The sequence below is a fragment of the Pirellulaceae bacterium genome, assembly GCA_019636385.1.
Lineage (GTDB): Bacteria > Planctomycetota > Planctomycetia > Pirellulales > Pirellulaceae > Aureliella.
This window is the reverse complement of the sequence record JAHBXT010000005.1, coordinates 149,524-162,892: the sequence shown is the minus strand read 5'-3', so window position 1 is coordinate 162,892 and position 13,369 is coordinate 149,524. Positions and strand designations below refer to the sequence as shown.

At 56.5% G+C, this 13,369-nt stretch carries 9 protein-coding genes; 7 read left to right on the top strand and 2 right to left on the bottom strand.

Annotated features, from left to right (window positions below):
• Positions 1–28: 28 nt before the first annotated feature.
• The 3 genes from KF752_18270 (at position 29) to KF752_18260 (ending at position 3,814) form a co-directional block, all read left to right on the top strand.
• On the top strand, positions 29–1,180 hold the full coding sequence (locus KF752_18270; protein MBX3423505.1) for an HlyD family efflux transporter periplasmic adaptor subunit: 1,152 nt from the start codon (positions 29–31) through the stop codon (positions 1,178–1,180).
• Positions 1,181–1,198: 18 nt separating this feature from the next.
• Positions 1,199–2,413: an FtsX-like permease family protein gene (locus KF752_18265; GenBank protein ID MBX3423504.1), complete on the top strand. Its 1,215-nt coding sequence runs from the start codon at positions 1,199–1,201 to the stop codon at positions 2,411–2,413.
• Between the two features lie 219 nt (positions 2,414–2,632).
• Positions 2,633–3,814 (top strand): FtsX-like permease family protein, encoded by a 1,182-nt coding sequence (locus tag KF752_18260; GenBank protein MBX3423503.1) that lies wholly within the window; start codon positions 2,633–2,635, stop codon positions 3,812–3,814.
• A 71-nt stretch (positions 3,815–3,885) separates the two neighbouring features.
• Here KF752_18260 and KF752_18255 read toward each other — a convergent pair whose 3' ends face one another.
• On the bottom strand, positions 3,886–5,154 hold the full coding sequence (locus KF752_18255; GenBank protein MBX3423502.1) for a hypothetical protein: 1,269 nt from the start codon (positions 5,152–5,154) through the stop codon (positions 3,886–3,888).
• Positions 5,155–6,035: 881 nt separating this feature from the next.
• Between KF752_18255 and KF752_18250 the strand changes: the two genes are divergently transcribed.
• The 3 genes from KF752_18250 (at position 6,036) to KF752_18240 (ending at position 12,550) form a co-directional block, all read left to right on the top strand.
• Positions 6,036–7,550 (top strand): hypothetical protein, encoded by a 1,515-nt coding sequence (locus KF752_18250; GenBank protein ID MBX3423501.1) that lies wholly within the window; start codon positions 6,036–6,038, stop codon positions 7,548–7,550.
• A gap of 235 nt (positions 7,551–7,785) precedes the next feature.
• Entirely contained in the window at positions 7,786–11,001 is a 3,216-nt protein-coding gene (locus KF752_18245; protein MBX3423500.1) for a c-type cytochrome, read from the top strand.
• A gap of 223 nt (positions 11,002–11,224) precedes the next feature.
• The gene (locus KF752_18240) at positions 11,225–12,550 is read left to right on the top strand and encodes a phosphatidylserine/phosphatidylglycerophosphate/cardiolipin synthase family protein (GenBank protein ID MBX3423499.1); all 1,326 of its coding nucleotides are present in this window, start codon (positions 11,225–11,227) and stop codon (positions 12,548–12,550) included.
• Between the two features lie 84 nt (positions 12,551–12,634).
• On the opposite strand, the gene KF752_18235 is transcribed toward KF752_18240, so the two are convergent.
• Positions 12,635–13,123, bottom strand: coding sequence for a DUF1569 domain-containing protein (locus tag KF752_18235; GenBank protein MBX3423498.1), 489 nt, complete (start codon positions 13,121–13,123; stop codon positions 12,635–12,637).
• A 28-nt stretch (positions 13,124–13,151) separates the two neighbouring features.
• On the opposite strand from KF752_18235, the gene KF752_18230 reads away from it, so the two are divergent.
• A complete protein-coding gene (locus KF752_18230) occupies positions 13,152–13,358 on the top strand; it encodes a hypothetical protein (protein MBX3423497.1) in 207 nt (68 codons plus the stop codon).
• Positions 13,359–13,369: the final 11 nt, after the last annotated feature.

Below are 13,369 nucleotides of genomic sequence, written 5' to 3'. Positions count from 1 at the left end.
TAGTTCTCCCCATTTCTGCCGAATCCCATTGAGTAATCGCAGCGCCGCGACCGCTTGGGCCGCGCTAGCGGTGTGCGTGTTCGTTGGCTTGGCCGGCTGTCCAGCTCGCCAGCCGCCCACTTCCAGCCAGTCCAATTCCAATGAAGCTTCAACAGTCGTTCAGCGGGTCGTAGCACAGGGCCAGATCATGCCCGCCGGTGGCATTGTTAAAATCTTCTCGGCACCCGGTGATACGGTCGTAGACCTTCCAGTCCCTGTGGGAGCACAAGTTCAGCCAGGGCAAACTTTGGCGGTATTGCGATCCCAAGCCACGCTCGCTGCGCAGCGAGCCACATTGCAAGAACAGCGGCGTAACGCCATCCGCGAACAGGAAAATGCGGTGCGGCAAGCCAAGTTGCAAGTTACCGCCGCTCAGCTAAAAGTAAAACAAATCGACGCGCGACGCGAAGCACTGCAGCAACAGGCTCATTTGCTCACACTGGGTGCTCAACAAGTACAAGCCTCCGCCAAGATTCTGGAATCGCTCAAACGAATCGCCGAAGACAGTTTGACGCGCGAGTTCGTGGGGCGCATCGATGTCGACCGCCAGAGCCTGTCGGTCAACGATGCCGGCCTAGAGCTACAACGACAGCAACTTTCTCACCAGCAGGCCAGCCAGGAAATCGAATTGGCTGCTGCCGCGGCCCACCAAGAGTTGCAGGCTGCTGAAGCACTACTGGCTATGGCTGAGCAACCCGACCCAGGCAAAGTTTTCGATCTGCAATTGTCGGCACTGGACGCTGAATCCGGCCGCTCGACCATTACCGCGCCCGGCCCAGGAGTCGTCTTGGCGATCGGGGCCGCCGTGGGTGGCGCGGCCGTCCAGGCACCGCTGATCGAGCTGGCCGATTTGTCACGACTGGTCTGTGAGGCGGAAGTCAATGTAGCGGATGTCGGTGCAGTTCGCCTGGGACAGCCCGTGACTATTCGCAGCCGAGCCTTTAAGGAACCATTGACCGGAGTCGTCGCTGACAAGAATCGTTTGGTCGGGCGACCGCGTTTGCGTTCGCTGGATCCGCTGGCTGCCGTCGATTATCGGACGATGGTCGTGATCATCGACCTGAACGATCCTCCACAGGCTCAAGATTGGTTACAGCTTCAAGTTGAAGTCGAAATCAACGTTGGGAATGTGGATCGCTGAGAGCGAGTTGGGCAAAGCATGAGAACCCCACTGGCCCTGTTGAACCTCCGGCACCAGCTCACGCGCACACTGGTTTCGACCAGTGGAGTTGCCTTTGCGCTGTTGCTGGTGTTCGCTCAACTGGGATTCATGGGAGCCGTCTCCTATACGGCCACCAGCACGCTGCTGAATATGCAATTCGACCTGCTGATTCGCTCGCCGAACTACGCACATTTCTTTGAGCCCAATCAAGTCGATCGACAGGCATTGATTGATGCCGCCAATGTGCCGGGCGTAAAGTCTGTGTCGCCATTCTGGGTTACGGTACTCAATTGGCAGCGCATTGTTCCTGGGCGTAGCCCGGGCGAAGCTGCGGACCTTCAACCCATTGCCGTCATGGCCGTCGATCCCAACCTGCCTGTGTTTTCACCGCCGGACATCGCACAGCTGATCGCAGCCGGAAAACTCGACAGCCAACACGATTTGATTATCGACGACATGACGCAGGCGGTCTTCGAGCCGATCGATGCACGAAAATTTGGTCAACTGGATATCGATACCGAGGCTGAGATTGGTGGTCAACGATTTCGCATCGCGGGCATCTATCGCATGGGAACTGGCTTGGCAGCCAACGGATCTATGATCACGAACGATCGAGCTTTTGCGCGCGTGTTGCCCGTCAATCCACAACGCTCCGTCTCCATGGGGCTGGTGCAGACTCAAGATGCGCACCCGCCTGCAGCCGTCAAGCAACTGTTACAACAACGATTTCAATTGGCGGGCGATAACGCGGCTGGACCATCAGCCCCGGCAGTCGCGGTGTTGACGCGTCAAGAGGCTTTGCAAGCCGAACGTGAGCGCTGGTTGTGGCATACGCCGATCGGCTTGATCTTTCAGATGGGAGTGGCCATTGCGCTGGTCGTTGGCGCGGCCATCGTCTATATGGTGTTGGCTACCGACGTGACCGAACGGCTGCCCGAATATGCGACACTGTTGGCGTTAGGCTACTCGCGCTTCTTCCTGGCACGCATCGTGATGACACAGGCTACGCTTCTGGCCGGGCTGGGTTTTGTGTTGGCTTGGATATTAGCCGAACTATTGTATCGTTTGGCAACCAGCTTTTCTGGGATCCCCATGGCCATGGATGCACAACGTGTGGTGATGGTATTATTGCTCGGGCTGGCAATGTGTTGTACCAGCGGTTTGCTGGCCCTGCGAAAACTATGGCAAGCGGAACCGGCCAGTCTGTTTTGACCTGGCCCCGCGCGTGATTGGTAAACAGGGACCGGTGGGACCGCTGTAGACTGCTGGTAAATACCTAAAACCGATGAAGAGTGATAACCTGCGTTCACACGCAGTCGTTTTGGACCCGCAGTGGTCCACCACCTCGATGAAGAGTATTGGCGGTGAACGTGTACGTAAGTGATCCTTCAGCCAGCATGTGAGCTACTAAGAATTGGAACTTGCCTGACGATGCGAACTCAGTTGGCTTGGAAAAATCTGACCTCCAGTTGGAGCAAATGCCTGTTAGCATCCGCCGGGGTCGGATTCGCTGTGGTATTGATGTTCATGCAGATCGGCTTTCGCAACGCGCTGATCGATAGCAACACGCAAGTCTTCTCGCTGTTCGATTTGAATACTGCCAATCTAGCTGTGGCCAATCGGGCACGTTACAACGTTTCTGCCGAACTTCGCTTTCCACGTTTGATATTGGATGCAATTGCTGCGCAGCCCGAAGTCAGTCGAGTTGGCATGCTCAGTTTAGAGCGCGGTACTGCCGGCCTGCAAATCGTGGGAAGACCGGCTCGGCCCGTTCGCGTCATTGCGGTGGATGACGTAGCCGCCGATTTCTTTGTGGATACACAACTCAAACAAAAGTTTTCTGACGCTGTGGCTCGCGATGCGTGCTTGGTCGATACCGAGAGCAAGCCATGGTACGGTTTGGCAAGGACCCAGCCCGAATTGCAACAGCAGCACATTGAACTCAACGGACGTCGCCTGACTGCCGTGGACTTTTTTCGCTTGGGTACTGACTTTGGAAACGATGGCACGTTGCTGATGAGCCAAGCGCAGCACGCGCGCTACTTTCCCTGGAGATCGCCGACGCGTTTGCCCAGCGACATGGTGGATATGGCTCTGTTACAGGTTCAGCCCGCAGCCGGTCGCCAGTTGGCAGATGTTGCGGCACAGATTCGACAATTGGCTCCCGATCTGCTGGACGTTCGTCCTTCTGTCGATTTTGTTCAGCGTGAAAAGCAGTTTTGGTCGCAGGCCACGCCCATCGGCAAAATCTTCTTTCTCGGTACCGTGATGGGGCTGATCGTGGGAGCAATCATCTGCTACCAAATCCAATTCACCGACATCAATGACCACATGTCCGAATTCGCAACACTCAGGGCGATGGGTTACGGACCGGGTTATTTCTGGCGTTTGGTGCTCAGTCAATCCATGTATCTGGCCGTGCTGGGCTTCTTGCCAGGCTGCATCTTGTCGGTCGTGCTTTACCAAGTGCTGGCCAAGTACAGTGGACTGGTGATGCTGTTGACTTGGGAGCGCGGTCTGTTGGTCTTCGTGTTGACGATGTTGATGTGTACAGTCAGCGGCGGCTTGGCGATTCGCAAGCTGTTCCGCAGCGACCCGGCCAGCCTGTTCTAGTTAGCAACGCTCGCCCGAGCTTTGGTCGCTGCGTTCGCCAGAAGGTGGGCTCGCTCCTAAAATCTGCTAGCTCAGTTGCCCGTCACCAGCCACGCCTCGCCGCGACAGCAGCGTTCAGCCAAGCCACCAACCGCTTCGGCCAAACTGACTTCGGCTAACTTGGCTTCCAGACGCCGAGTCACCTCGGTGGTACGAGCTTCCAATAACCCGGCCTCGGCGGCGATCCTTTGATCCGGCTTGGCTTGTCCCAACTCCTCCAGCCTTTGAAGCTGAGCCAGTCGATGCTGCCAACTTTCGATACGCTGACCGGCCAACTCCCAACGCCGGTATGCCAATTGTAAGTCTTCGCATTTCTCCATCACGGTCTGTCGAATCCATTGCTCCTGTACCTTTATCATGGCTGCCAGTTCCTGGCGCAGACTACATGCAAATGTCATTTCGTCGACCGGATTGCACAACAGCAGCCGTAGCCCATACACCGCCGGCAACGGAATGCTGAAACCGCCGATGGAAGCCGCTAGCGTACCGGCAATCAACGGCGCGGAATCTTCGTCCACCTGACAATACAGAGTTCGCCAAGCTTGCATGTCACAGCGCTCTCGTACCGCCAGCAGCGCAAGGCACTGGCAATCCAGTTGCTGCGGCTGCACGCTCAGCGGTTCGACAATGCATTGCCCCTGCGCGTAGTCCAACCCCGACAGACTGTGCACAATCTCGCGCAACTGGCGATCGCGAGCTTCGGCCTGCAATCGTTGCTCTTCCAGGTCTAAGCGTTGACGGTCCAACGCGGTCAAATCCGCGCCCGCAGCCAATCCGTTGTCCATCAGCTTGTGTTGCTTGGCCATTTGTAGATCGGTGGCCTGGACAGCCTGGTCAATACATTGCAATTGAAGCTGCAAGGCGATGCGGCTGTAGTAGGGACGCATGGCCGAGGCCGCGCCGATGTCTTCCTGATAGGCCGCGTGCAATTGCAGAAAACGGGCCAACATCGAAGCTGCTTGACGTTTGGCTGCACGATCGTCACTGTACAGACGTATCACAGTCTGCGCCCGCTGCCGCAACAGCAGGGCTGGCTTCCAACACCCAGCCGACGCACAACCGACCTCGCGAGCCCCCAGCGGCAATTGCCCTGAATACTCGTTAGCCGCCGGTTCCAGTGCACCTTGGTGGTCCGTGGCCCACCGTCGCGAGCTAAGCTGATCTGTCAGCTCGCCCTCGCCAGCCAGCATCGACGGCCCAAACCAGCCCGAAGCCATCACTATCACCAGCCAATACACAGCCAGTAACCCAGGCTGGTAGCGTTGCAAGCGAGCTTGATCCAGTACAATCCAGTGCGGCATGCGCGTTCAACTCAATTCAGATCGCTGGCGGCGATTTACATGACGACAGAACCGGTTCTAACGATTCAATCGAAATTAACCAATTCGCCACTTCAACAATCGCTGGAAATCGGCATTGCGTCGTCCAGGGAACCCTCGCCGCCTGGGGAAGATGCGGGGTCTGCAAAGAACTTACGGGCGCCGACACCTGCTTGGGCTAGCCGAATTGGCAAGACCGTCCGTATGAAGCTCGACGTATCAGTAGTTACCGTAGCCAGGCGGTGGAGAAGTCGAGTGACTAATGGTCGCGCGGTAAAAAGAAAAAGCTCCCGGATTGGTGAACGAGTCCCAGGGGGGCAGAGGACTGCGAGCTATTAATCCGGGAGCGTGTGCGATTCCGCTCGAACGATAAATTGTATAGGCCGCCCACAGGCTGCGGCAACCGACTGGCGCTGCATTTTGGGCAGCATTCATGAACCAACGAATTGCTAAATGGTGAGCTTCAGGCTTTCCGTTTCCCAAAGATCACCCTCAACAACTTGTTTCCGGTTCGAGGTGTAACAGACCTGTGCTTCCATGCACAAGACCAGTTTCCCTGTGACGAGTCATTTTCTAAAAGATTTAGTCAACGACTCATCAGAACCCCAAACAAGGCTCATTGAGTGTGTGCAAACATTACCGACTACGTGCCCAACCGGTCAAGGCCAATTCCATACAACTAACCACTGGGCCACTTGATGAATTGATATCGTTCTAGCCAGAATTGCTCTCAAACATTCGCGGCCCTCTTGAAGCAATGTTCGCCAGAATGTGAGGCAACGTGTTCTTCGGCCACACTCTGGTTAGCGCGACTTCGCCAAGTCGAAATTCAATTGCACTCAAGCATGAAAAGAACTGCAACTATGAATGAACAGCAACGTGCAGTGCTCGAAAAAATCCCATCGCTGGCTGGCGTGTGCAGTTTGCAGCAGGCGATGCAGACCAACCAATGGAGCGTGGAGCGAAGCGTTCGAGCATGGAAGCGTGTACACTATTGCGTACGGCAACTGAGTCTGTCGATGGTTGCCAGAATTACTAGCCAGCCGATCTACGAGCTGAAGCTGTTGCTGAGTCATCACGCTTATCTGCTGTCCGAGCAAGCGCAGTTAGCTCGCCAGCGAGTCAGCGAAATGCGTGAGCCACCGCTGGGGCTTGAAAAGATCCCGCATGCCGCTCTGCACCGCTTGCTGGACGATCTCCACCGCATGGATAACATGGCCAGCTTCCTGGCCGGTTGTTACCAGGTCATTCTGCCCGCGATCCATCAGGCCTGTAACACGCTGCGTGATTCGGCACATCCGTTGGCAGACGCACCGACGGTTCGCGCCGCGAAACTGATCTCCGTCGAGTTGTCCGAAGTCATCGCCGTTGGCCAGCAGGCCAGTCTCGCCATGGATGAATTTGAGGCCTGCGCCGACCCGGTTGGCGACGGCCAATGTCTGGCGAATGTTACGGACGACGTAGCCCAGCGGCCAACAATTCGCTCCGATTGGCTGGCGCACTTGAATCGCTGCATCCATGCCGCAGATGGCATCCTGGGGCTGGATGAATGCGATCCATCGGCTCCCGCCGACCCACCCCCTGAACCCTATCCGTTCAGCCAACCATTCGCATACAGCCACGTTCCGCGCCGCGACAGCCGTTTTCAAGACAGTTACAACGCCGGTGTCAATGCCGAGGCCTTCCTGTACGACCAGCGCTTCAGCCCGCAAGACAAGACATTGATGATGTTCTACAAACGCATCCGCGAGCTGGATGTGCCAGAAATGATGGCCAGTATTCTGGTTGAGCTGTCCGGCAAAAAGCCATGGGGCTTCTATCGCGAGATGCTGCGCCAACTGTGGGACGAGGCACGCCACGCCATGATGGGCCAAGTGGGTCTGACCGGCCTGGGGATCGACTGGACTCAAATTCCGATCAACTTCACGTGGTCACTGAATCTCAATACACAGTTGGATCCACAGCAGCGCCAAGGTGTCTTGTACTTCATCGAGCAAGGCTTAATGTCTCGCACTGGCAAACGCTACGAATGGGAGATTGCTACGCAGAGTGGCGATCCATTGTCAGCCTTGTTTCAGGATTTCGATTGGGCCGATGAAGTTCTGCATGCGCAGATTGGTCGCCGCTGGTATGTGTCTCAGTTTGAATCGCGCCAGCAGGCACTAGACTTTGGCGATCGCGCCTGGAGTCAAGTTATGAGCCACTGGCAGCGATACCAAGACGAAGGTCTGACCGAGCATCGCAATTGGTGGCCCGAAATCTATCAATTGGCCTGCCAGCACTGGGACAAGCCCACCGATCCAGTCGCATTAGGCTTCGATATCAATTACTCTAACAGTCGCGCCGATTTGAGGTCGATCCGCCCTCCCGCCGAATGAATACCCGGCCCTGAATCCTTTGCCTTATAATGCGATTGGCTGTGTCAGAACTGGCAATTCGGGTGGCTACGCTCGCCGGAAACGAAGAGACCTGCCAAACCTAGCGCTGTGGTTCACCTCACGACGGAAACAATACTGCGTTCATTTCTGGTCAAAACAGTAGCTTAAGTTTCATCTACCAAGAGATTGACCCGTGCAAAATCCGCGAGCCAAGCCGAATCGTTCATGGCGATTGATGTCCATCGGCCAGCTAGGCTGGGCGACCTTGTTGATTGCCAGTTTTACGTATAGCGCAATCGCTCAAGATGCTACAACCGATAAAAAGCCGGCGGTTGAACAAGTCGTTGCCGCTGTGGCGGGGAACGAGCAAGTTGCCGAAATACTTCGCACGCGGCCGGGACGTGGCGTGATGGCCGATGACTCGCAACCAACCCCACCCGAGCAATCACTGAAAACCTTTAAGCTGAAATCGGGATTGACCATTGAATTGGTCGCCTCGGAGCCGGCTATTTCGCAGCCGCTGTTTTTAAGTTGGGATTCAGCGGGGCGCATGTGGGTCGTGCAATATCGACAGTATCAATACCCGGCTGGTCTAAAAGTTGTGCGATTCGATCAGCACCTGCGAGCTGTTTTCGATCGCGTACCGGAGCCACCGCCCAATCATGTACTTGGCGCCGACGTGATTTCCGTTCTGGAAGATACCGACGGAGATCAACGCTACGATCGACAGCGTGATGTGATTACGGGACTGAATATCTGCACATCAGTGGCCATCGGCTACGGTGGAATTTGGGTACTCAATCCGCCTTACCTGTTGTTCTATCCCGATCGCGATAACGATGCAGTGCCCGACGCTGACCCCGAAGTGCACCTGTCGGGTTTTGGATTGCAAGATACGCATTCGGTCGCCAACAGCCTGTTGATCGGGCCCGACGGCTGGCTGTATGGAGCCAATGGGAGCACGACTGCCGGAAGCATCGTTTCGGCAGCTACCAAAGCCACAACTTTTGAAGGTCAGTGTCTATGGCGTTACCACCCGACTTCGCGAGTGTTCGAAATCTATGCCGAAGGCGGTGGCAACACGTTCAGCCTGGACATCGACGCTCAGGGGCATGTTTTTTCGGGAACCAACGGCGGGGAAACTCGCGGTTGGCACTATCCGCAAGGCAGCTACGGGCAAAAGAATTGGGGCAAACATGGTCCACTGACCAATCCGTTTGCCTTTGGTTACTTTTCGCCGATGAAATCGGAAGGCGACAAGCGGCGTTTTCCTCAAGCATTTTTGATCTATGACGGCGGTTGGCTGGGTGAAGATTTTAACGGCAGCGTGATTGCGCCCAATTCGATGCACAATCTCGTGTGGCACAGTCGCCGCTACGCCGACGGATCGACCTTCCGCACCGTGGACGAGCCGAATATGCTGGAGTGTTCCGATCGCTGGTTTCGACCCGTGTATGCAGGAGTTGGGCCAGATGGAGCGGTTTATCTGGCCGACTGGTACGATACACGACTCAGTCACGTCAGCCCCATCGACGACTGGCATAAAACCAGCGGTCGCATCTATCGCATTCGGCCGGACAGCTCTGCCGTCCAGGATGCCTTAGCCACGGCCGGTACAACAGCCGACAAAATCGGCACGGCTGAGGCAGCTGATCAGCACGCCGTACGCCGGTTGGCGCCGGGCCAGTTGGTCAGTCTGCAAGGCATGTCTGCCGAACAGTTGGTCACCATGCTGCGACATCCCAACAAATGGGTGCGGCAGCGCGCTGCCCTTGAACTCGGCTGGCAACAGCAGTCACAGATTGCTGCTCAACTCATTCGACTAGTCGAAGATGAATCGAGCCTGGATGCTGTGTGGGCTTTGAACAATCTTGGTGAATTGACCTTGCAGCGCGCCACTGCGTGGCTGCAGCACTCGGACCCGCATATACGGCGCTGGGTCGTGCGGTTGTTGGGAGATCGCCACGAAGGCCCTATTCAGATGGCCGAGTTGGCAGCGCGCGAAACCGATGTACAGGTCCGCAGTCAGTTGGCTGCGTCGGCGCGACGAATTCCGGCGAATGTCGCATTGCCAGTAATCCACAACCTATTAGCTCACCACCAAGACATCTCCGATCCGCACATGCCACTGATGATCTGGTGGGCCATCCAGCAGCACGCCGAGGAATATGATGCGATCCTGCGCTTGCTGGGTGATAGGAAGGTCTGGACCAGCCCCATCATGCGGCAGATTGTTGCCGAGCGACTGATGCAGCGTTACGCAACCAGCGATGGGCCAGCCGGACTGCAGCGCTGTGCACAGCTGTTACAAATCGCTCCGGACCAATCGGCTCGCGATGCCCTGGTCAACGGCTTGAATAATGCGTTTCAAGGACGTCGCTTGCCACCGGAGTTGCCCCCGGTGATTCAAGACGCGCTGAACGACTATCGACAGGCTCGCGGCGTCGATGGCATCGTCTTGGCCGCCCAGCAGGGGGACGCCGCTGCGCTGCACCAGGCCCATGGATGGCTGCAAGACAACCAGGCTGATATCGGACTACGCATCGAAGCCGCACGATTGTTTGGCTCGCAGAACTATCCACCGGCGGTGGAAGACCTGTTGAACTTGGCCGCTGGGCGTACGACTCAGCAGCCGGCATTGCAACGCGCCGCTCTGCAAGCGCTGGCCCAGTACGACCAGCCGCGCATTGGTCCGGTGATTCTAGCCGCGTTCGATTCGACGCTGCCGGCCGAACATGGCCTGCGCGAAACCGCTTGCCGCACTCTGGCCTCGCGCCCAGCCTGGGCATTAGCCCTGCTGAACGAGATTAACCAGTGGCGCATTCGCAAGCAGGACATTCCATCGGACGTCATCAGCCAATTGCGCAATCACTCCGACCGGAAAATTGTGGCTGCGGTGGATGAGGCATTTGGCGCCGCGCCTCAAGCCAACTCTCCCGAGCGTGTTGAGCGCATCAGGCTGCTCTCGCAGCTCTTGCAACCACTGTTGCATTCTGTAGGCGCAGATGCCGCAGTACCTGCCTCGGCAAGCCTTGAACAATTATACGAAGGCAAGCGGTTGTTCATGGATCGTTGCGGAAAATGTCACCAATTGTTTGGCCAGGGCGAGAAGATCGGTCCTGCGCTAGATACCTACGATCGCAGTAATTTGAACTTTTGGTCGACAGCCATCGTCGCACCCAGCGTCGAGATTCGTGAAGGGTATCAAACCTACGCGTTGCTGACCAGCGACGGTCGGGTAGTCACCGGATTGTTGGTAGCCAGCGATCTACAGTCCACCACGCTGCGCACCGCCGAGCAGCATCTGGTAACGGTCGCCAAAGCGGAGGTCGAACAATTGCAAGCCATCCCACAGTCCTTGATGCCTGACGATCTGCTGAACGACCTGACCGACCCGCAATTGCTGGCGTTATTCCGCTACCTCATCCACGGTTACGCATTCAGCGACTAACCCGTAGCTACGAAGCACTGTGCGTAGTAGCCTGCCGGATCGAAGCCCATGGTTCATTGCTAGCCTTGTGGCATGGCAATGAAAATAGGTCGAGTCTGCCGGCTGCCACGCATCGGTTGTGGCAGCCGCCCGACCATGGACGATCAGCTACTGAGTTCACAGCCAACTCCGCAGCGGAACCGATCCCTTGTCACATCGCCAATTCCTAATATCTTGCCTGGTAGTGCTAGTACTTTGGCTGGCCGATTCTCTTTCGGGACAAGCCGATCAGTGGGCCATTTTGGACGACGACGCTGCCAGCCTGGAGATGCGGCTGGCGATGATCGACGCTGCGCAGCACGAAATCGGCATGGCCTACTGGACAATGAACGATGGTCAGGCAGCTCGGGCGGTGGTTGATCGCTTGTGCCAACGGGCCGCCTGCGGCGTTAAGGTGCTGATCATTCTAGACGGGTTGGCAACTCGCATTCCACCGGACATGGCCCGGCGGTTTTCCGCCGCTGGCGTTCAGGTGCGCATTTTTCACCCACTGTTAGCCGGACGACCAATGTGGCTCAATCGCCGCTTGCATTCCAAGCTGCTGATAGTCGACAGTCAGTATTTAATCGTTGGCAGCCGCAATCTTTCCGATATGCATTTCGGCATGAAGCACACCAACTTTGTCGATTGCGACGTGGCAATTATCGGCGAAGTTAGTCAAGCGGCGGCTGAATACTTCCAGATGCTGTGGGACAGCATGGAGGTTGTACCGCTGGAGCAATGTTGGGGTCCAATTTCAAATCAACTTGCCACCGGACTGTCCTGGACCAGCGTCAGCTCGCTGGCCCCCAAGAATGTCGGTCCTCCAGAACCTCAGCCCTCTGGCGAACCAGAGCCGGTCCGCCAAGCTCCACAAATCACACTGGTGTCGGCTGGCAGCTCCAGGCCGCCTGATATCGGCAATGTCCATTGGCTGGACATACCTGCACACCAACTTCGCCTGTTGCATGACCAAGACAGCGGCAAGCGCACGACCGTGATGGCTGATCAAGTCATCCAGTTCATCGACTCAGCAACGCAGATGGTCCTTGTAGAGACCCCCTACCCCGCTTTTTCCGATCGCTTTCGTCAATCGCTGCAGCGCGCCAGCCGCCGCGGAGTCACCGTGACGATCTTAACCAACTCACTATTGAGTACCAATCAGCCGCTGGTTTATGCGGCGCATCAAAATCAGAAGGCTGAACTGCTGCGCGCCGGCATCGAGCTGTATGAATTCGACGGGCCCCAGCATCTTCACGCCAAAAGTCTGGTAGTTGATTCGACATTCGCGATGGTCGGCAGCTACAACTTCGATCATCGCTCCGAGGGCAGCGACTTGGAGCTGTGTGTAGTCAGCGATGCACCACTGGCCGCACAGCAACTCGAACAATCGATTCAGGCACGTCGCGGCCGTTCACAACTTGTCACCTCACCACTGACCATTGCTCCCGTGGCTAGCGGGCAACCGCTGCGCCGCGCGCAAACCCGCGCCGCGCAGCTCTTGGCACCCTGGATCAAACCATTGTTGTGACCATGGATGATTGGCGATTGATCATGGATTTCAATTAACTTTGCGGGCAACGCCCTGATGAATGACCGTATTCTGGAAAAGCAGTCACTCGCGCGCATTGGGTACTAGAAAACTCAGATGATGTTGCAGGTGAATAATCTGCAGCTCGCGCATCTCGTCGCGACTCAATGATCCAAACAGCGGCGACGTATGATAGGGTCCATCAAATCGCTTGAAACGCTCCACCAACCGACCAAAACTGTCAACCGCTGCGGCATCGTCTGATTCGTTGACACCCTTGACAGTTGCGCGCATGGTTGGACCTCCCGACTTCATCGTCCGCGATTTTAATGTCTTGGCCAGTATAGGCTTGCCAATTGTGACCCGCATCAACCACACCAGTGGTCTGAGAGGCAATGGAGTCGGCGGATAGCCATCCATTGAAAACCTCAGCCAGTCGCTACAGTGCCCAAGCACTTGCGACAAATTCCAATTTCCCGCCTGGCTGTAACCCTCCGCCAGCAACCGGCAGGAATCGGCGACTGCGTCGTCCAAGCTATGAAACTCTAGATTTCGTCGAACGACACTGGGCATGGACCGGCTCCTGTTTGAATGGATATTGATGATAATAGGATACCACCAGCAATTCGAGAGCACGCGCGCCGGCATGCTCGTCGAGTATTTTCTTCGGCTGCTGCCTGAAAACGGCACCTTCCTCCGTGGCCCCTTCACCCACCGGCTGGCGACGGTAGCCACTGGAAAACTTGTGTTGACCGCTGGCTTTGGTGTACAATCGCTGTTTGGAGTAAAATCCAGAAACCGTCGGTGAGCACAGGTCAA

What these genes read in the sequence shown, in the direction of transcription:
- KF752_18265 (MBX3423504.1), top strand. Translation starts at nt 1,199, where the DNA reads ATGAGAACCCCACTGGCCCTGTTGAACCTCCGGCACCAGCTCACGCGC.
- KF752_18260 (MBX3423503.1), top strand. Translation starts at nt 2,633, where the DNA reads ATGCGAACTCAGTTGGCTTGGAAAAATCTGACCTCCAGTTGGAGCAAA.
- KF752_18255 (MBX3423502.1), bottom strand. Translation starts at nt 5,154, where the DNA reads ATGCCGCACTGGATTGTACTGGATCAAGCTCGCTTGCAACGCTACCAG.
- KF752_18250 (MBX3423501.1), top strand. Translation starts at nt 6,036, where the DNA reads ATGAATGAACAGCAACGTGCAGTGCTCGAAAAAATCCCATCGCTGGCT.
- KF752_18245 (MBX3423500.1), top strand. Translation starts at nt 7,786, where the DNA reads ATGTCCATCGGCCAGCTAGGCTGGGCGACCTTGTTGATTGCCAGTTTT.
- KF752_18235 (MBX3423498.1), bottom strand. Translation starts at nt 13,123, where the DNA reads ATGCCCAGTGTCGTTCGACGAAATCTAGAGTTTCATAGCTTGGACGAC.
- KF752_18230 (MBX3423497.1), top strand. Translation starts at nt 13,152, where the DNA reads ATGATAATAGGATACCACCAGCAATTCGAGAGCACGCGCGCCGGCATG.